The organism is Streptomyces sp. R-74717 (assembly GCF_047305335.1).
GTDB lineage: Bacteria > Actinomycetota > Actinomycetes > Streptomycetales > Streptomycetaceae > Streptomyces > Streptomyces atratus.
Genome location: NZ_CP102361.1, coordinates 5,148,039 through 5,165,205, shown reverse-complemented (window position 1 = coordinate 5,165,205; position 17,167 = coordinate 5,148,039). Strand labels below are relative to the sequence as shown.

The 17,167-nt window shown below is 69.3% G+C and carries 16 protein-coding genes and 1 pseudogene; 8 read left to right on the top strand and 9 right to left on the bottom strand.

Annotated elements, in window-relative coordinates:
- Positions 1-135: 135 nt before the first annotated feature.
- The 6 genes from NRF20_RS23580 to NRF20_RS23555 all read left to right on the top strand — a co-directional run bounded on the left by NRF20_RS23580 (position 136) and on the right by NRF20_RS23555 (position 8,495).
- On the top strand, positions 136-1,962 hold the full coding sequence (locus NRF20_RS23580) for an acyl-CoA dehydrogenase (RefSeq protein ID WP_398628320.1): 1,827 nt from the start codon (positions 136-138) through the stop codon (positions 1,960-1,962).
- Positions 1,963-2,072: 110 nt separating this feature from the next.
- Positions 2,073-2,696 (top strand): Uma2 family endonuclease, encoded by a 624-nt coding sequence (locus tag NRF20_RS23575; RefSeq protein WP_398628321.1) that lies wholly within the window; start codon positions 2,073-2,075, stop codon positions 2,694-2,696.
- A gap of 103 nt (positions 2,697-2,799) precedes the next feature.
- Positions 2,800-4,098: a M18 family aminopeptidase gene (locus tag NRF20_RS23570; protein ID WP_114245442.1), complete on the top strand. Its 1,299-nt coding sequence runs from the start codon at positions 2,800-2,802 to the stop codon at positions 4,096-4,098.
- A gap of 105 nt (positions 4,099-4,203) precedes the next feature.
- Positions 4,204-4,467 carry a DUF6458 family protein gene (locus NRF20_RS23565; protein ID WP_398628322.1) on the top strand — a complete coding sequence of 88 codons (264 nt, stop codon included), beginning with the start codon at positions 4,204-4,206 and terminating at the stop codon, positions 4,465-4,467.
- Between the two features lie 89 nt (positions 4,468-4,556).
- On the top strand, positions 4,557-7,580 hold the full coding sequence (locus NRF20_RS23560) for a BTAD domain-containing putative transcriptional regulator (protein ID WP_413753229.1): 3,024 nt from the start codon (positions 4,557-4,559) through the stop codon (positions 7,578-7,580).
- 168 nt (positions 7,581-7,748) lie between these two features.
- Positions 7,749-8,495 (top strand): DUF4232 domain-containing protein, encoded by a 747-nt coding sequence (locus NRF20_RS23555; protein ID WP_413753228.1) that lies wholly within the window; start codon positions 7,749-7,751, stop codon positions 8,493-8,495.
- 90 nt (positions 8,496-8,585) lie between these two features.
- Here NRF20_RS23555 and NRF20_RS23550 read toward each other — a convergent pair whose 3' ends face one another.
- The 8 genes and pseudogenes from NRF20_RS23550 to NRF20_RS23515 form a co-directional block, all read right to left on the bottom strand.
- A complete protein-coding gene (locus NRF20_RS23550) occupies positions 8,586-10,448 on the bottom strand; it encodes an NHL domain-containing thioredoxin family protein (protein ID WP_413753227.1) in 1,863 nt (620 codons plus the stop codon).
- 57 nt (positions 10,449-10,505) lie between these two features.
- Entirely contained in the window at positions 10,506-10,736 is a 231-nt protein-coding gene (locus NRF20_RS23545; RefSeq protein WP_413753226.1) for a hypothetical protein, read from the bottom strand.
- On the bottom strand, positions 10,733-10,933 hold the full coding sequence (locus NRF20_RS23540) for a hypothetical protein (protein ID WP_398628327.1): 201 nt from the start codon (positions 10,931-10,933) through the stop codon (positions 10,733-10,735). The genes NRF20_RS23545 and NRF20_RS23540 overlap by 4 nt, the downstream gene beginning before the upstream one ends.
- Positions 10,934-11,021: 88 nt before the next feature.
- Positions 11,022-11,865 (bottom strand): annotated as a pseudogene (locus tag NRF20_RS23535) (helix-turn-helix domain-containing protein).
- A gap of 16 nt (positions 11,866-11,881) precedes the next feature.
- On the bottom strand, positions 11,882-12,325 hold the full coding sequence (locus tag NRF20_RS23530) for a DUF6879 family protein (protein ID WP_398628602.1): 444 nt from the start codon (positions 12,323-12,325) through the stop codon (positions 11,882-11,884).
- A 43-nt stretch (positions 12,326-12,368) separates the two neighbouring features.
- Positions 12,369-12,596, bottom strand: a complete 228-nt coding sequence (locus NRF20_RS23525; protein ID WP_398628328.1) for a hypothetical protein — start codon at positions 12,594-12,596, stop codon at positions 12,369-12,371.
- A gap of 472 nt (positions 12,597-13,068) precedes the next feature.
- On the bottom strand, positions 13,069-14,583 hold the full coding sequence (locus NRF20_RS23520) for a recombinase family protein (protein WP_413753225.1): 1,515 nt from the start codon (positions 14,581-14,583) through the stop codon (positions 13,069-13,071).
- A gap of 78 nt (positions 14,584-14,661) precedes the next feature.
- Entirely contained in the window at positions 14,662-14,784 is a 123-nt protein-coding gene (locus tag NRF20_RS23515) for a hypothetical protein (protein WP_398628622.1), read from the bottom strand.
- A gap of 64 nt (positions 14,785-14,848) precedes the next feature.
- Here NRF20_RS23515 and NRF20_RS23510 point away from each other — a divergent pair, with 64 nt between their 5' ends.
- Complete coding sequence (locus tag NRF20_RS23510; RefSeq protein WP_398628330.1) at positions 14,849-15,340, top strand: LURP-one-related/scramblase family protein; 492 nt, start codon at positions 14,849-14,851, stop codon at positions 15,338-15,340.
- A gap of 25 nt (positions 15,341-15,365) precedes the next feature.
- Here NRF20_RS23510 and NRF20_RS23505 read toward each other — a convergent pair whose 3' ends face one another.
- Positions 15,366-16,166, bottom strand: a complete 801-nt coding sequence (locus tag NRF20_RS23505) for a carbon-nitrogen family hydrolase (protein WP_398628331.1) — start codon at positions 16,164-16,166, stop codon at positions 15,366-15,368.
- A 170-nt stretch (positions 16,167-16,336) separates the two neighbouring features.
- Between NRF20_RS23505 and NRF20_RS23500 the strand changes: the two genes are divergently transcribed.
- The gene (locus tag NRF20_RS23500; RefSeq protein WP_398628332.1) at positions 16,337-17,161 is read left to right on the top strand and encodes a maleylpyruvate isomerase family mycothiol-dependent enzyme; all 825 of its coding nucleotides are present in this window, start codon (positions 16,337-16,339) and stop codon (positions 17,159-17,161) included.
- Positions 17,162-17,167 lie beyond the last annotated feature (6 nt).

Genomic DNA, 17,167 nt, shown 5'->3' with positions numbered 1-17,167 from the left:
GGTTGCGTCTTATTACTGGCGGGTAGCATCATCGGAGAGGTCAGCTGATATACGCACCGCCAGCTCGTCGCCCGCCCGGCCCACGCCCCTTCCCGGGGTGCTGCATGCCACTGCTATTGATTACGGAGCCTTCCCATGGGGCACTACAAGTCGAATCTCCGCGACATCGAGTTCAACCTCTTCGAGGTGCTCGGGCGCGACAAGACGTACGGCGCCGGCCCGTTCGCCGAGATGGACGTCGAGACGGCGAAGAGCATCCTCGACGAGGTCGCCCGCCTCGCGGAGAACGAGCTGGCCGAATCCTTCGCCGACGCCGACCGCAACCCGCCGGTCTTCGACCCGGAGACCAACACCGCGCCGGTCCCGGAGAGCTTCAAGAAGTCGTACCAGGCGTTCATGGACTCCGAGTACTGGCGTCTGGGCCTGCCCGAGGAGATCGGCGGCACCACCTCCCCGCGCTCCCTGATCTGGTCCTACGCGGAGCTGCTGCTCGGCTCGAACCCGGCCGTCTGGATGTACTCCTCGGGCCCGGCGTTCGCCGGCATCCTCTTCGACGAGGGCAACGAGGCGCAGAAGAAGATCGCCGAGATCGCCGTCGAGAAGCAGTGGGGCTCGACGATGGTGCTGACCGAGCCGGACGCCGGTTCGGACGTCGGCGCGGGCCGCACGAAGGCCGTCGAGCAGGAGGACGGCTCCTGGCACATCGAGGGTGTGAAGCGCTTCATCACCTCGGGCGAGCACGACATGTCCGAGAACATCATCCACTACGTGCTGGCCCGCCCCGAGGGCGCAGGTCCGGGCACGAAGGGCCTCTCGCTCTTCATGGTCCCGAAGTTCCACTTCGACTGGACCACCGGCGAGCTGGGCGAGCGCAACGGCGTGTACGCGACGAACGTCGAGCACAAGATGGGCCTCAAGGCGTCCAACACCTGCGAGATGACGTTCGGCGACCAGCACCCCGCCAAGGGCTGGCTGATCGGTGACAAGCACGACGGCATCCGCCAGATGTTCCGCATCATCGAGTTCGCCCGCATGATGGTCGGCACGAAGGCCATCGCGACCCTGTCGACCGGCTACCTGAACGCGCTGGAGTACGCCAAGGAGCGCGTCCAGGGCACGGACCTGTCGCAGTTCATGGACAAGGCCGCCCCCAAGGTCACCATCACGCACCACCCCGACGTGCGCCGCTCGCTCATGACGCAGAAGGCGTACGCGGAGGGCATGCGTTCCCTCGTGCTGTACACCGCCTCCGTCCAGGACGCGATCCAGGAGAAGGAGGCCGCGGGCGAGGACGCCAAGGCGCTGCACGGCCTCAACGACCTGCTGCTCCCGATCGTGAAGGGCTACGGCTCCGAGAAGTCGTACGAGCAGCTGGCGCAGTCGCTCCAGACGTTCGGCGGCTCCGGGTACCTCCAGGAGTACCCGATCGAGCAGTACATCCGTGACGCCAAGATCGACACCCTGTACGAGGGCACGACGGCGATCCAGGGCCAGGACTTCTTCTTCCGGAAGATCGTCCGCGACCAGGGTGCCTCGCTGAATGCTCTCTCCGAGGAGATCAAGAAGTTCCTCGCGGGCGCCCAGGGCAACGAGGAACTGTCCGGTGCGCTGGACTCGCTCGCCAAGGCGGCCGTGGACCTGGAGGCGATCGTCGGCACGATGATCACCGACCTCACGGCGACCGGCGAGGACGTCAAGAACATCTACAAGGTGGGCCTCAACACCACCCGCCTGCTGATGGCCTCCGGCGATGTCGTCGTCGGCTACCTGCTGCTCAAGGGCGCGGCCGTGGCGGCCGAGAAGCTGCCGGCCGCCTCCGCGAAGGATGTCGCCTTCTACCAGGGCAAGATCGCCGCCGCGAAGTTCTTCGCCGCGAACGTCCTGCCGGGCGTCTCCGCCGAGCGCGCGCTCGCCGAGTCCGTCGACAACTCGCTGATGGAGCTGGACGAGGCCGCGTTCTAGGCCTTCTCCACCCGAGATCGTCAACGCGCACCGTCACCCGGACACGCTTTCGGGTGGCGGTGCTGTCGTATCAGCTGGGTACGCTGAGTGCAGGGCCGAGAATCCCGTCCATGGGAGGAACCATGACCGCCGAGGCACTGCCCGAAGCGTCGCAGCTGTGGCGCGACGATTCCAAGTGGCCGGTCCCGCCGCCGGACGGCTACACCGCGGACGACCTGTTCACGCTTCACGACCTCCCGCCGCACACAGAGCTGATCGACGGGAGCCTCGTTTTCGTGAGTCCGCAGCGGAAGTTCCACACGCTGGCGATGTATCTGTTGGAACAGGGGCTGCGCAGCCACGTTCCGGAAGATCTGCGCGTTCGCCGCGAAATGGCCGTCGTGCTCGGCAAACGCAACGCCCCGGAACCCGACCTCGTCGTGGTGACGGCCGAAGCGGACGGGGACCAGCGCCAGACCCGCTACCGGGCCGCCGATGTCCTGCTCGCCGTGGAGGTCGTCTCGCCCGATTCCGAGGCCAGGGACCGCGACACCAAGCCGCACAAGTACGCGGGGGCGGGCATCCCGAACTTCTGGCTCGTCGAGATGGCCGAGAACGACCGGCCCGTGGTCTGGACGTATCAGCTGGACCCGGTCAACAAGAAATACGTCCCCACCGGCGTCCACCACGACCGGCTGAAGCTCTCCGCCCCGTACGACATCGACATCGACCTGACCGCCATCGACCGGCTGTAGGCCCGGCCTCCCCGCACGCGCCCCGGCCTCCGCGGACGCCCCGCGGCACCGCCCGCGGGGCGACGGTGAAACCCCCCGGTCCGGCCTCGTTACAGTGAAGAACATGAGTTCCTCCCTCCGCTTCGACCGCGGTCACACCGACGATCTGATGGCCTTCCTGATGGCCTCCCCCTCCCCGTACCACGCCGTGGCCACCGCGGCCGAGCGGCTGGAGAAGGCCGGGTTCCGACAGGTCGAGGAGACCGCGGCCTGGGACGGCACCAGCGGGGGGAAGTACGTCCTGCGCGGCGGTGCAATCGTGGCCTGGTACGTGCCGGAGGGCGCCGCGGCGCACACTCCGTACCGGATCGTCGGGGCGCACACCGACTCGCCGAATCTGCGGGTCAAGCCGCTGCCCGACACCGGGGCGTACGGCTGGCGGCAGATCGCCGTGGAGATCTACGGCGGGACGCTCCTCAACACCTGGCTCGACCGGGACCTCGGTCTCGCCGGCCGGATCTCGCTGCGCGACGGCACGCACCGGCTGGTGAACATCGACCGGCCGCTCCTGCGCGTGCCGCAGCTGGCCGTGCATCTGGACCGTTCCGCCAACCCCGACGGCCTGAAGCTCGACCGGCAGAAGCACATGCAGCCGATCTGGGGGCTCGGGGACGTCGAGGAAGGCGACCTGATCCGCTTCGTCGCCGAGGAGGCGGGCGTCGACGCGGAGGACGTGACCGGCTGGGACCTGATGCCGCACCCCGTCGAGCCGCCCGCCTACCTGGGCCGGGACCGTGAGCTGCTGGCCGGACCCAGGATGGACAACCTGCTCTCCGTGCACTCCGCGACCGCCGCGCTCGCCGCCGTCGCCGGGCAGCCGGACGCCGAACTTCCGTACATCCCGGTCATGGCCGCCTTCGACCACGAGGAGAACGGCTCACAGTCCGACACCGGCGCCGACGGACCGCTGCTCGGCACGGTCCTGGAACGCTCGGTGTTCGCCCGCGGCGGTACGTACGAGGACCGGGCCCGCGCCTTCGCCGGGACCGTCTGTCTCTCCTCGGACACCGGTCACGCGATCCACCCCAACTACGCGGAGCGCCACGACCCGACCCACCACCCGGTGGTCAACGGCGGACCGATCCTCAAGGTCAACGTCAATATGCGCTACGCGACCGACGGCAGCGGCCGGGCCGTGTTCGCGGCGGCGTGCCAGAAGGCGGACGTGCCGTGGCAGACGTTCGTCTCCAACAACTCGATGCCGTGCGGCACCACGATCGGCCCGATCACCGCCGCCCGGCACGGCATTCAGACCGTGGACATCGGCGTCGCGATCCTGTCGATGCACAGCGCCCGTGAACTGTGCGGCGCGGACGACCCGTATCTGCTGGCCAACGCGATGACGGCGTTCCTGGCGGGCTGAGTCTCCCCCGCCCCGACCGCAGCCCCGGGGCGTGGTCGTTGCCGGGCCGGGTACGCGATCCGTACACCGGCCCGGAACCGCCGGGCCGTCGAGGATGCGGGATTCATGGGACTCGGAGGATGCATCATCCTCATCGGCGCCGGGGCGATACCGGCCTTCGCCACCGACTGGAAGATGGACACCGTCGACGTCGACCTGGTCGGCTGGATCATGATGATCGTCGGCGTCATCGGGGTCTTCGTCTACGCGAGCATCGCGCGGCGTCGCCGGATGGTCGTGCCGCCCAGCACCACTGTCGTGTCCGAGGACGAGCGCCGCTACCCCTGCCCCACGGCGCCGGTCAGGTCGCGCCCTGCCGACCGGGCGTGACCCGTCGTCGACCCCTCCGAACCCCCGATATTCTGGGACTTGTCCCGAGCCCCACCTCGGGCGTATCCCGCCCGGAAGGGGAGACACTCGTGGAGTTCCGGTTGCTCGGCACCGTCTCCGTCGACACACTCACCGGGCCGCTGCCACTCGGTCCCGCCAAACGCCGCAGCCTGCTCGCCGCGCTCCTGCTGTCCGCCAACACACCGGTCCCCATCGCCCGGTTGACGGACTGCCTGTGGGACGACACACCGCCGCTGCACGCCCGTGGCGTCATCCAGGGGCATGTGTCCCGGCTGCGCGCCCTCCTGGTGGGCGCGGACTCGGAGGCGTACGGAGTGGAGCTGGTCACCCTCGGCGACGCGTATCTGCTGCGGGTACCGGAAACCCTGCTGGACTCCCAGCGGTTCGAGGAACTGCTGATGCTGGCGCGGGAGCAGCGCAGCCCCTCCGACTCCGTACTGATGCTCAAGGAAGCCCTGTCGCTGTGGCAGGGACCGGCGCTCAACGGCGCGTTCGCCGGTCCGCCGCTCCAGGCAGCCGCGCACTCGCTGGAGGAGTCACGGCTGGCGACGGTCGAGCAACTGGCGCTCGCCTACGCGATGTTGGGGGAGCACAACCGGGCCGCGTCGGTACTACGGGCGGAAGCGGTTGCGCATCCGATGCGGGAGTCGCTGGCGGCGGCCTTGATGACGGCGCTGTACCGGGCGGGTCGTCAGTCGGAGGCACTGGACTGGTTCCACCGCACGAGGCGACTGCTCGCCGATGAGCTGGGGGTCGACCCGGGGCACGAGCTCGCCGACGCGTACGCGCTGATCCTGCGCGGCGACCCCGGGCCGGACGCCGCACAGGACATCGCACCGGACGCCCGACGGAACACGGCCGACGGCCCGGCAGCGCCGATGCGCGGTCCGGGCCGGCCACGCAACGGCTCCGGCAGTGGCACGGGCAGCGAGAGAAGCCACGGCGGCGGGAGCGGCCACGGCAACGGCACGGGCATCGCCAACAGCAACGGGGCTGTGGCCGTGGCCCGCCCGGTGGCCGAGCGTCGGGCCGGGCCGGCTGCGGGAGCCGAGCCGGCCGACCGCCCGGGCGGCTCGATCAGAGGTACGGGGGACAGGGTGGGAGCCGGTACGGACTTGGCCCCCGGCCTGCCGTCTCCCCGTCCCCTCCCCCCGCCGTCCCTCGTCGGCGAGCCGCACCGCACCGATCTGCTGCCCCGTGCACCCCGCGGCTTCCACGGGCGGGGCGCCGAACTGGCCGCGCTCACCCGGGCCGCGGCCGGCGAGGCGCCCGTCTGTCTGGTCACCGGACCGGCCGGCGTGGGAAAGACCGCGCTGGCCCTCCAGTGGGCGCACCGCAACCCCGCCGCCTTCCCTGACGGACGGCTCTTCGCCGATCTGCGCGGATTCAGTGACACCGGTGAGCCCGCGCTCATCGAAGTGCTGCGTGAGTTCCTGCTGGCGCTCGGCGTCGCGCCGCGCCGCGTCCCCGAGTCCGTCCCCGCCGCGGCGGCGCTCTTCCGTTCCCTGACCGACCGGCGCCGGCTGCTCGTCGTCCTCGACAACGCCCGCGACTCCGCCACGGTCAGACCACTGCTGCCGGGCGGTACCGACTGCGTCACGCTGGTCACCAGCCGGCACCGGTTGGAAGGCCTCATCGCCTCGGACGCGGCCCGTCCCGTACCGCTCGACATACTCGAACCGCAGGACAGTACGGCCCTGCTGGCCGGTGTCCTCGGCGAGGACCGGGTCCTCGCCGAACCGGTGGCGGCCCGCCGGCTCGCCGCGCTCTGCGGAGGCCTGCCGCTCGCCCTGCGTGTCACCGCGGCCCGGCTGGCGGGGCGTCCGCAGTGGACACTGGCAGGACTGGCCGACGAACTGGCCGACGAGCGCAGCCGGCTGACGTACCTCGACGTGGACGACACCGGTGTCTCGGCCGCGCTGCGGCTGACCGTGCAGCAGCTGCCGCCGGACGCCGTCCACCAGTTCGCCCGGCTCGGCCACCACCCCGGCAGCCACTTCGACCCGTACACGGCCGCCGCGCTCGCCGGCACGGACCCGGTCGCCGCGGCAGCGGCGCTGGAACGGCTCGCCGCCGCCCACCTCGTCACCGAGACGGCGCCCGGGCGCTGGGTGCTGCACGATCTTGTACGCCTCTACGCCCGCGGTCTGGACCCCGCGTCCGGGTCCGAGGCCCTCGTCGGTGTCCTCGACCACTACATCGCCACCGCACTCGCCGCCGCCGACACGGCCGAACCCGGCGGTGAGCCCTGTTTCGTCCTGCCGGACGACTACCACCGCCCCGCCGCGACAAGGGACTTCACCGACCGGGCGGCGGCGATGCGCTGGCTGGCCACCGAACGCGACGACCTGGCCCTGGCCGCCGTCGCGGCCAGGGCCGCCGGGCTCGACGACCGGGCCTGGCGGATCATCCTGCTCCAGTGGCCGCAGGTGGTGTGGCGGGTACGGGACAGCTGGGCCCCGCTGCTGGAACTGGCGCTGGACTCCGCCCGCACCGAGAGCGATCCGTACGCCGAGTCGCGGGTGATCAATCTGCTGGGCTGGGTGCTGACCGAGGAGGGCAGGACCGACGAGGCCGTCACCCTGCTGGAGCGCTCGCCCGGCCTCGCCCGGCAGGCCGGTGACCGGCTCGGCGAGGCGACCGCGCTGATCAACCTGGCCGTCGTGCAGGCCGAACAGGGCGCGCTCGACATGGCGCTGGAGGGCTGCGGACGGGCCGTGGCCCTGGCCCGCGAAGAACGCGACGCGCACACCGAGATGCTCGCCCTCCAACACCTCGCCCGGATACAGCTCACCGCGAACCGGCCGCAGGACGCCCTCGACTCCGCCCGGACAGCGCTCGACCTCGGGCCCGAGCATGAGGAGGCCGCACGCCGGGTGCTGCTGCTGACCACCAGCGGCGAGGCCCGTCTGGCGCTCGGCGAGGAGAGCGAAGGCATCCGGCTGCTGGACCGGGCGGCCGAGGAGGCGGAGCGCGCCGGTTACGACGAGGGAGCAGTACGGGCCCTCGAAGCGTTGCTGCGGGTGACGGCGCAGTCGGAGTACCGCAAACGGTACGAACAGGCGGTCCGGCGGCTCGCCGACGACGGGTGAGCCGCGCCCCGCGCAGCGACGTGGAGTGAGGGGCGGGGCGTCAGCGGGACATTAGCGGGACGGCAGCAGAACATGAGCGGCGGACCCCAGACTCATACATGTCAGCAGGTCAGAGGCGCTCGCCAATGACCCGGCGTTCGCCTCACCGTCACAGTCGGGGGAATTTTCATGAGTACGCTCCGCAACCGCACCACCGTCCTTGCCGCCGCGACCACCGCCGTGCTCGCCCTGGCCCTCACCGCCTGTGGCGGCGACGATTCCGGCACGAAGTCCGCCGGCCCGGCGAAGAACGACTCCGCAGCGGCTGCCGCCTCGGCGGACGCCACCGACGCGACGACCACGGGCACCGCGAAGACCGGCGGTGCCGGGCAGAACACCGGAGCCACGAAGACGGGCACCTCGAAGACCGGCACGTCCAACGGCAGCGCCAAGACGGGCGGCGACACCAGCGACAGCTACGCCTACAAGCACCCGTGCAAGAGCGGGGACCTGTCGGTGCGCGTGTACCCCCGTGAGGGCTCGGCCACCCAGCAGGTGATCGAGGTCAACAACGTCGGCGCGAACTCCTGCGGCCTGAGCTACTTCCCGCGGGTCAGCCTGGGCGCCGCGAAGGCCTCGGACCACAGCTCCGACATCCAGCCGACCGTTCCCGGCGGCCTGGGCGGCGCACCCGCGTACCCGGTCAAGCCCAAGACGGCCGCCATCGCCGTGATCGACCTCAACCCGAGCGGTGCGAACGGCCTGACCTGGATCGACGAGATGAACGTGCTCGCCGACGGCGACCACATGCCCAACGCGGAGACGCAGAACTTCGATCTCGGCCCCGATGTGAAGGTGCGCGACCCGAAGCTCGGCCTGTACCGGAGCACGATCGCCGAAGCGGTGAGCTCCATGAAGCAGGCGGGCACCTCCTGACCCGCTGAGCCGGGCCGTACGACGCGCCCCGCGGGGCGCGGCCCCTACCCCGCCGCAGAAGGCCCTCCGTGTCCGGGGCTCCGCGCGCCGTCAGGCCTGCTCGTCCATCCCTGCCAGCACCAACGGCAGCCGGGGCGTTCCTTCCGCGGTCATGCGGACGGGGACGCCCCAGTCCTGCTGGTGGACATGGCAGGCCGGGTACTCGTTCTCCGGGTCGTCGTCGCAGGACGCCGCCATCGCGGACACATGCAGGACGCCCTCGGTGACGCCGTCGGCCAGGACCAGGTCGCGGAACAGATCGGTACCGGGACCGGAGCCCTCCGCCAGCAGCTCGGGCGGGGTCGCCGAGACCAGCAGCCGGGTCGAGGGACCGTACCGGATGTCCAGCTTCTGCCCGGCGGGGGCCTGGAAGACCACATCGAGCCGGAGCGTGCCCGGGGTGATCTCGGTGGCCGCGCGCTGCGTGTGGTGTGCCTGGCCGGCGACGCGTGCGGCCTCCTCCGGGAGGCGCAGCCGGGTCAGCCGGTGCCGGGCGGACTCGACGACGACGAGATCGCCTTCGACCAGCACGGCATCGCTGGGCTCGCGCAGATCCGTGGCCAGGGTGGTGACCTCACCGCTCGCGGGGTCGTAGCGCCGCAGCGCGTGGTTGTACGTGTCGCACACGGCGACGGACCCGTCGGGCAGCGCGGTCACGCCCAGCGGATGCTGGAACAGGGCCTGATCCGCGGCACCGTCGCGGTGTCCGAAGTCGAAGAGGCCGGTGCCGACGGCCGTACGGACGGCAAAGCCGGTGCCGTCGCGCTCGACGTACCGCAGGGCGGACGTCTCCGAGTCGGCGACCCACAGCCGCTCCCCGTCGGCCGACGTGGCGAGCCCCGACGGCTGGGCGAACCAGGCCTCGTCGGCCGGCCCGTCGACCAGGCCCTCGTTGGTCGTGCCCGCCGCGACCTGCACGGTCTCCGTCGCGGGGTCGTACGTCCACAGCTGGTGCACGCCCGCCATGGCGATCCACAGCCGGTCCGCGAACCAGGCGACGTCCCAGGAGGAGGAGAGGTCGACCTCGCGGGCCGGGCCGGTCGTCGGCGAACCCTGCCACCACTGGCGGCCGGTACCGGCGAGGGTCGTCGTCATCCCGGTGGTGGGGTCGAGGGCGCGGATGGCGTGGTTGACGGTGTCGGCGACCGCGATCCGGCCGTCGGGCAGCACGGCCAGCCCCTGCGGCTCGGAGAACCGGACCTCCTCGGGCCCGCCGTCGGCGAACCCCCTGTCCCCCGTACCGACGTGACGGCGAACCGTTTCACCGTCACGTTCGATCTCGACCAGGCGGTGGCGGGTGGTGTCGGAGACGAGGAACCCGCCGTCGGGCAGGAGCAGGGCCTTGCCCGGGAAACGCAGATGCGTGGCGACCGGCTCGGGCGCGACGTAGGGGCCGTCGCCGCGGCGCAGCGTGCCCTTCGCGCCGTGCTCGGCCTCCAGCTCCTCGACCAGCTTCGCGATGGCGTGCGCATGGCCCTCGCCCGCGTGCTGGGCGACGACATAGCCCTCGGGATCGATGACGACGAGCGTGGGCCAGGCCCGTACGGCGTACTGCTTCCACGTCGCCAGTTCCGGGTCGTCGAGGACCGGGTGGTGGACCTCGTACCGCTCGACGGCGTCGACGACGGCCTGGTGCTCGGCCTCGTGGACGAACTTCGGCGAGTGCACACCGATGATCACGACGGTGTCGCGGTGCTTCTCCTCCAGCTCGCGCAGCTCATCGAGGACATGCAGACAATTCACACAGCAGAACGTCCAGAAATCAACAACAACGCACTTACCTCGCAGGTCGGCGAGGGTGAGCTCTTTGCCTCCGGTGTTGAGCCAGCCACCCTTGCCGATCAGCTCGGGGGCACGGACACGGGCACGTCGGGGCGCGGGCGCGGGGGTGGGCGCCGGGGCGGCATCGTTCATGCTTCAAGCTTGCCATCCGCCCGTGAACGCAGGTTCACGCCCGTACGAAGCACTTGCTCAGGACATACGCTCCACCACAGCGACCTCCGAGAACTCCCGTAGGAAGGTCATGTGACCGGTCCGGCCGGTGTGCCGGATGCACATGTCGGTGCACACGTCCGCGTTCCTGGTCGATGCGGAGATCCACTGGCAGTCCGGGTTCAGACAGCGCGCGGTTGCCGTGGTCTCCGCCGAGGGGTGGCGGTGCATGACGTAGCTCACGTACCGCAGTACGGCCTTCACGCTCATCCCGGCTCCCCGGGGTGCGGGTGGTTCCGGAGTTCCACGTTGCAGCCGCTGACCGTCGAGCCGTCACCCGTCAGGCGGGCGTCCTGGCGCTGGGCGGCCAGGGCGGAGCAGACTCCACAGCCGGCGACCGGTGCGGGCTCCGGGTCGGACCGCAGCGGCAGCTCTACCAGGGGTTGCGCATACGTGATCGGCTTCACGGCCCTGCTCCTCATGTCGTCCGTCTGACGACCACGCTAGGAACGGCGCGGAGCGGGCCTCAACCAACTTGCGCGGACTTGCGCCCGATCACCCGAGAGAGTCGATGGCTGCTGTGATCAGCGCGCGCGCTGGGGCGCCGTAGACGGCCAGTTCTGCCAGGCCAGCGAAGGTGTGGGCGTACATGCTGATCTCGTGGGGCTGAGTGATCGTGAGGAACGCAGAGACCAACTCGACGTTGACCTGTGCCTCATCGAAGACCCAGAAGTCCTCTACCGGCCACAAGGCCGTACGGTCTGCGCTCAGCGGGATCACGCCAAGGCTGACGTTCGGCAGCGTTGCCACGGAGAGGAGATGGCCGAGTTGCCCGGCCATGGTGTCGGCGCCCCCAATTCGGTGGCGTAGGACGCTCTCCTCCAGGAGAACGCGAAGCGGTGCGGCCCCGAATACAAGATCCGCTGCTTGTCCACACGGACTTGGACGGCTGCTTCCAGGTCATCGGGCAGCGTCCGGCGGTCGCGAATCGCCCTGAGAAGCGCCTCGATGCAGGCGCGCGTCTGGAAGGGGCCGGGGATCAGCCAGGACGAGTAGGCGCGGAAGTTCCGGGTGCGTTCCCACAGCGGGAGGACCGACTTCTGAGCACGCCGCAGGCCGGACCGCTCCATCCGCCGCCACTCGACGTAGGCCCCGTCGATGTTGCGTGCGGTGGCGATCAGGTCGGCCAGTTGGTCCTGGGCATCGCAGTGCAGCGCCCAGACGCGGAGATCGTCATCAGAAGCGCAGTACGACCGGTCTCGACGCGGCTGCACTTGCTCTCATGCCAGCCGGCCCGAAAAGCAAGTTCCCGCGCGGTCAAACCCGAATCCTTCCGGATCTCACGCAGGCGCTTGCCCAGGGCCTCCCGGGCTTGCTGGACACTCGACGATGAACTCACGTTGGGCTGCTCCGGATCAGACCGGCCGGTAGTCCTCGTGCGGCGTGGCCCGCTCCCAGACTGCCGCGAACCCGGACGCGCACAGCTCCACTACGACGGGATCGGTGACCAGCTCTTCACCGGTCATCTCCCCATTGCCGTTGAAGTGGTTGAAGAGCACCGAAGAGCCGTCGAAGAGCCACAGGTCGTTGCCGGGTAGGGCGAGGGCGGAAGCCTCCCGGCGCGGGAGCCAGCGCACGGACTCACCCGCCTTGATGTTGTGGCCGCTGGTCAGCTCGTACTCGTAGCGCACATACGGGGAGATCGGCTCGGAGACGATGCGCGCCCGGCGGACGTCAACCCCCCGAGCCACCGACGCGGAGACCAGCTCGGCCCACCAGGGCCAGCGCTCCGCCGGGTCGAATCGGTTGCCCGAAGTCCACTCGGCGTAGTCCTGATCCAGCGCGTAGGCGTCCCTCATCTCCAGGTGGTACGCGCTGTGCTTCGCGGCGCGGAACAAGTCCTCAAACGTCGGCTCCGTCGCCACCGTTCACCTCCGGAAAGAACTGCATCATGCGCTTCGGGAACTCGATGACGGTCTCATGGGCCGGGATGTCCATCTGAGCCAGCCGCTCCGCGTCCGTCACGCGCCACCCTTGCAGGATGTAGTTCCCGGTCTCGTCGTCCAAGTAGACGGTAGGGGAACCGTTGTTTGGGCTCTCGGGGTCCTTGCCAAGCCGGTGCAACGCCATGGTGTCCTGCGGTCGCTCGGGTGGCGATCAACATGAACGAGCTTGCGCCGGATCACGCGAGCCTGCCAGCAACTTGCACGAACTTCTACGTACCAGGGAGATGCCAAAGCCCCCACATCCCCCACTCGTCAGGGTGACGAGCACGGGACTCAAGGGGTGTTCAGCGGGCTCCGGAAGGGCTTAGCGGGGTCGTTCTCGCCCCCTACCAAGGGGATTCCTCCAGGTCAGCGCGGAAGGATCACCCAAAATGGAGCCGCACCCAGCGCGCGCCTTTCGAGCTGGGGTCGGGGACGCTGCGAGGGCTTCGCCTGAACTTTGCACATCCCGAGTGACGAAGTGACGCAATGACAATTGCTTCTGATCCACTCATGGAAACAACAACACTTCTATAAGAAGTAACCCGGGCGAGAGCGTCATTCCGTCACTTCGTCACGCCTGTCATCTGCCGACAGCGGGGCGCTTGCCGTGGTGCTCATGTGGCAGTGCCGGTGCCCGCCAACTTCGCCCAATGGATCTGGATGCGTTGCTCAGGGATGATCCGCTGACCGCGCACTCCCTTGCTCACCTCAACCCGGTCTATGGCGAGCGACAACCGGCCGCGCCGGTCTTCGTTCGTCGCATCAGCCCACGCCTCACGCAAGGTGAGGCCGTCGAGCATCGGTGACACGTCCACGGACGGCATGGGGAGCTTGCGGAGATCGGTGCGAAGCCCCTCGATGCGCCCCCTCAGCCGCTCTAAAAGTCGGTTGTAGCGTTCCACAGCTGCGGCGCCACTGAACTCGCCACGCACATAGCGCGCGTCCTCCAGGTCGGCCAAGCGGGCTTTCTCATCCTGGATCTCGGCAGTAAGCGCATCACGTTTCGCGAAGGTCTCCGGGTCCACGCGGTGCACCCAGCGATCTACGATCGCGACAAGCAGCGGATCGTCCGGTTCGAGCGCCGGGAGCTCGGTGAGGAACTGTTCCGTCACGTACTGGTCAACCGCCTCAGCCAACGCTGACGCTCCGATGCACTGGTTGCCCGCGCGGCGAGCCATGCACTGATAGCTGCCGCCCACACGGTGCATCCGGCGGCCGCAGCCAGGTACCGCGCAGTAGACGAGTCCCGTGAGCAGCGCCGTCCCTTCAGGCTTCGGCCGCCGCTTTCCTGCGTGCACGAACGTTCTGGATTCCAGGGTGCGGATGATCTTTTCACGCTCTCCGACCGTGATGATCCCCTCGCCGATCTCGACGGTGTCCAGCGTCTCGGGATCGCGGTACGGGAAGACCCTGCCCGTGTACTTCCGCTCGCCGTCATCCGTCTCGACGCTCTCGGTCTCCGGCATCAGGCCGGCGAACGCAGGGGAACGCAGGAGCTGCATGATGCTGGCCGCGTTCCACTGCCCGCCCCTGGGCGAGAGGATCTCGTACTCGTTGAGGAGTCGGGCAATCTTGACCAACGATGTCCCGGCGAGCGCTTCATCCGCGATCAGGCGGGCGTAGACGGCGTGCTCCGGGTCGTGAACGAGCTTCTTGCTCTTCGGGTCGATGAGCAGCCCGTACGGAGGCTGTCCGCCGATCCACTGACCCTTGCTGCGCAGGTAGCGCTTCGCGTGCCCGACACGCGTGCCGAGATTCTTCGACTCGGACCGGGCGAGCTCAGCGAGCATCGCGACGACCATGCGCGCCGAGTCATTCGAGGTGTCGAGACCGTCCACGACTGAGACGAGACGGCCGCCGGCCTTCTCGATGTCGTCCAGCACCTTGCCCACCTGGCCAATCCCCTTGCGGGACAGACGGTCCAGTTTCCAGACGATCAGCGTGCCGACGACGCCCGCCGTTACAGCCGCCAACGCGGCGTCGAAGCCCTTGCGCTCAACGGTCTTGTAGCCGGAGCGCCCTCTGTCTATGTGGACCTTGCGGACGGTCAGTCCGTTGCGTTCGGCCCAGGCACGGCAGTCGGCTTCCTGCCGTTCGATTGCGGTCTTGCCGTCCCTGTCGAGGGACAACCGGAGGTACAGATCACAGATCGTATCTTGGTGCACACACTCAGTGCGCCGAAGAGTTCGGTGCCCTGTTGTCTATTTTCAAAAATCCAGAATTCCGATGCGCTTTCGCAGGTCAGCGAGGGTGTACTGCTGGTCGCCTGTGTTGAGCCAGCCGCCCTTGCCGATCAGCTCGGGGGCCCTGACGCGCGCACGTGTTGCCATATCGACAGTCAACATCACCGTGGCCCCCAGGCATTCCGGAGGGCCTTGAGGGAACCTGTGAGCCATGAGATTCCTGGTGCGTGAACGGCTTTTCGCTGTCGGTGACGACTATTGGATCGAGGACTCGGACGGCCGCAAGGTCTTCCTCGTGGACGGCAAGGCGATGCGGGCGCGTGACACCTTCGAGCTGAAGGACACGCAGGGCCGGGTCCTGGTCGAGATCCGGCAGAAGCTGCTCAGCCTGCGCGACACGATGCTCATCGAGCGCGACGGCGAACAGCTCGCCAGGATCAAGCGCAAGCGGCTGTCGCTGCTGCGCAACCACTACCGGGTCACGCTGGTGGACGGCACCGATCTCGATGTCAGCGGCAAGATCCTGGACCGCGAGTTCGCCATCGACTACGACGGGGAACTGCTGGCCCAGATCTCACGGCGGTGGCTGACCGTCCGGGACACGTACGGGATCGATGTCGTACGGGAGGACGCCGACGCGGCACTGCTCATCGCCGTATCGGTGTGCGTCATCGTGCTCGCGGACAAGGAGCACGAGGGCTGACCTCGGCGCGTTTCACGTGAAACGTCTACTTGCCCGTCTCCGGCCGGGCCAGCCCCAGGCGGCGGTCCTTGAGCGCCGGGAACTGCTCGCGCGTGGCGGCGACCTTCGACGGGTCGAACTCCACGGTGAGCACCTCCTCGTCCGCGCCCGCCTCGGCAAGCACCTCGCCCCAGGGGTCGACGACGATGCTGTGTCCGGCCTGCTGGATTCCGGCGTGGGTGCCCGCGGTGCCGACGGCCAGGACGTACGACTGGTTCTCGACGGCGCGGGCCTGGGCCAGCAGCGTCCAGTGGGCGCGACGGCGCTCCGGCCAGCCCGCCGCGACGATCAGCGTCTCGGCGCCCGCGTCGACCAGGCCGCGGAACATTTCCGGGAAGCGCAGGTCGTAGCAGGTGGCGAGGCCCAGGGTGGTCTGCGGCAGGGCGACCGTGACCAGCTCCTCGCCGGCGCCCATCATGACCGCCTCGCCCTTGTCGAAGCCGAAGCGGTGGATCTTGCGGTACGCGGCGGCCCGCTCGCCCTCGGGTGTGAAGACGAGCGCGGTGTTGTAGAGGGTGCGGTCGGCCGCGCGCTCGACGAAGGAGCCCGCGTGCAGCCAGACCCCGGCGTCGGCCGCGGCCTTCGCCATGATGTCGTGGGTGGGCCCCTGGAGCGGCTCGGCCTCGTCCGCGAAGGCGGTGTACGCGAACGCACCGACCGGCCAGAGTTCGGGAAGAACCACCAGATCCGCACCGCGCTGGGCCGCGATCAGCGAAGCCGCGCGTTGCCTACGGGAATTGACGGATTCGTCCGGGTCTACTGCGATCTGGATGAGGGAGGCGCGCACACTACCACCGTCCTGGCATTCGAGCCGTCAACACAGGCCTACGATCGTCACACGAAAGCACTGCCGGGGTGCCTGCTCGCAGCGTAACTTAGCGATCGAACCTCCCACGCAGCCCGCCGCCCGCGCCCAGCACTCCAGCCCATGCACCGCAGAACCGCACGAGGGGTCCCGTGACCGTCCATCCCAGCCTCCAGACCTACGCCGATGCCTGGACCCACTCCATCGAGTCGATAGCCGAGCTGGTGAAGCCGCTCGCCGAGGGAGAGTGGAACCGCCGTACGCCGTGCCCTGCCTGGTCGGTGCGTGACATCGTCTCGCACGTCATCGGCATGGAGTGCGAGCAGCTCGGCGACCCGCGTCCGATCCACACGCTGCCGCGCGATCTCTACCATGTACAGAACGACTTCGCTCGCTACATGGAGATGCAGGTCGATGTGCGGCGCCACCACACCGCGCCGGAGATGACCTCCGAGCTGGAGTACACGATCATTCGCCGCGCACGTCAGCTGCGCAACGAGACACGTGCCCCCGAGACCATGGTCCGGGCGCCGCTCGGCGCCGAGCAGACCCTCGAACTGGCACTGCGGATGCGGGCCTTCGACGTCTGGGTGCATGAGCAGGATCTGCGGGCGACGCTGGGGCAGCCCGGCAATCTGGACTCCCCCGGCGCTTCTGTCGTCCGGGACACCCTGCTCGCCGCGCTGCCGAAGGTGGTCGCCAAGGACGCGGGTGCGCCGGCCAGTTCGGCGGTCGTGCTCGATGTGCACGGGCCGGTGGAGTTCCTGCGCACGGTCAGGGTCGACGCGGAGGGCCGCGGCTCGGTGGACGGTTCGCCGTCGCTCGGGCCCGCGGTGACGCTGGCGATGGACTGGGAGACGTACTTCCGCCTCGCCTGCGGGCGGGTGCGGGCGGGTGCGGTCGCGGACCGGATCAAGGTCGAGGGTGACCAGGATCTGGCGGAGGCGATCCTGCAGAACTTCGCCGTGACGCCGTAGCGCCAC

Bases quoted from the DNA above. Each gene is read 5' to 3' on its own strand.
- NRF20_RS23580 (WP_398628320.1), top strand. From the start codon at position 136: ATGGGGCACTACAAGTCGAATCTCCGCGACATCGAGTTCAACCTCTTC.
- NRF20_RS23575 (WP_398628321.1), top strand. From the start codon at position 2,073: ATGGGAGGAACCATGACCGCCGAGGCACTGCCCGAAGCGTCGCAGCTG.
- NRF20_RS23570 (WP_114245442.1), top strand. From the start codon at position 2,800: ATGAGTTCCTCCCTCCGCTTCGACCGCGGTCACACCGACGATCTGATG.
- NRF20_RS23565 (WP_398628322.1), top strand. From the start codon at position 4,204: ATGGGACTCGGAGGATGCATCATCCTCATCGGCGCCGGGGCGATACCG.
- NRF20_RS23555 (WP_413753228.1), top strand. From the start codon at position 7,749: ATGAGTACGCTCCGCAACCGCACCACCGTCCTTGCCGCCGCGACCACC.
- NRF20_RS23550 (WP_413753227.1), bottom strand. From the start codon at position 10,448: ATGAACGATGCCGCCCCGGCGCCCACCCCCGCGCCCGCGCCCCGACGT.
- NRF20_RS23545 (WP_413753226.1), bottom strand. From the start codon at position 10,736: ATGAGCGTGAAGGCCGTACTGCGGTACGTGAGCTACGTCATGCACCGC.
- NRF20_RS23530 (WP_398628602.1), bottom strand. From the start codon at position 12,325: ATGAGGGACGCCTACGCGCTGGATCAGGACTACGCCGAGTGGACTTCG.
- NRF20_RS23525 (WP_398628328.1), bottom strand. From the start codon at position 12,596: ATGGCGTTGCACCGGCTTGGCAAGGACCCCGAGAGCCCAAACAACGGT.
- NRF20_RS23515 (WP_398628622.1), bottom strand. From the start codon at position 14,784: ATGGCAACACGTGCGCGCGTCAGGGCCCCCGAGCTGATCGGCAAGGGC.
- NRF20_RS23510 (WP_398628330.1), top strand. From the start codon at position 14,849: ATGAGATTCCTGGTGCGTGAACGGCTTTTCGCTGTCGGTGACGACTAT.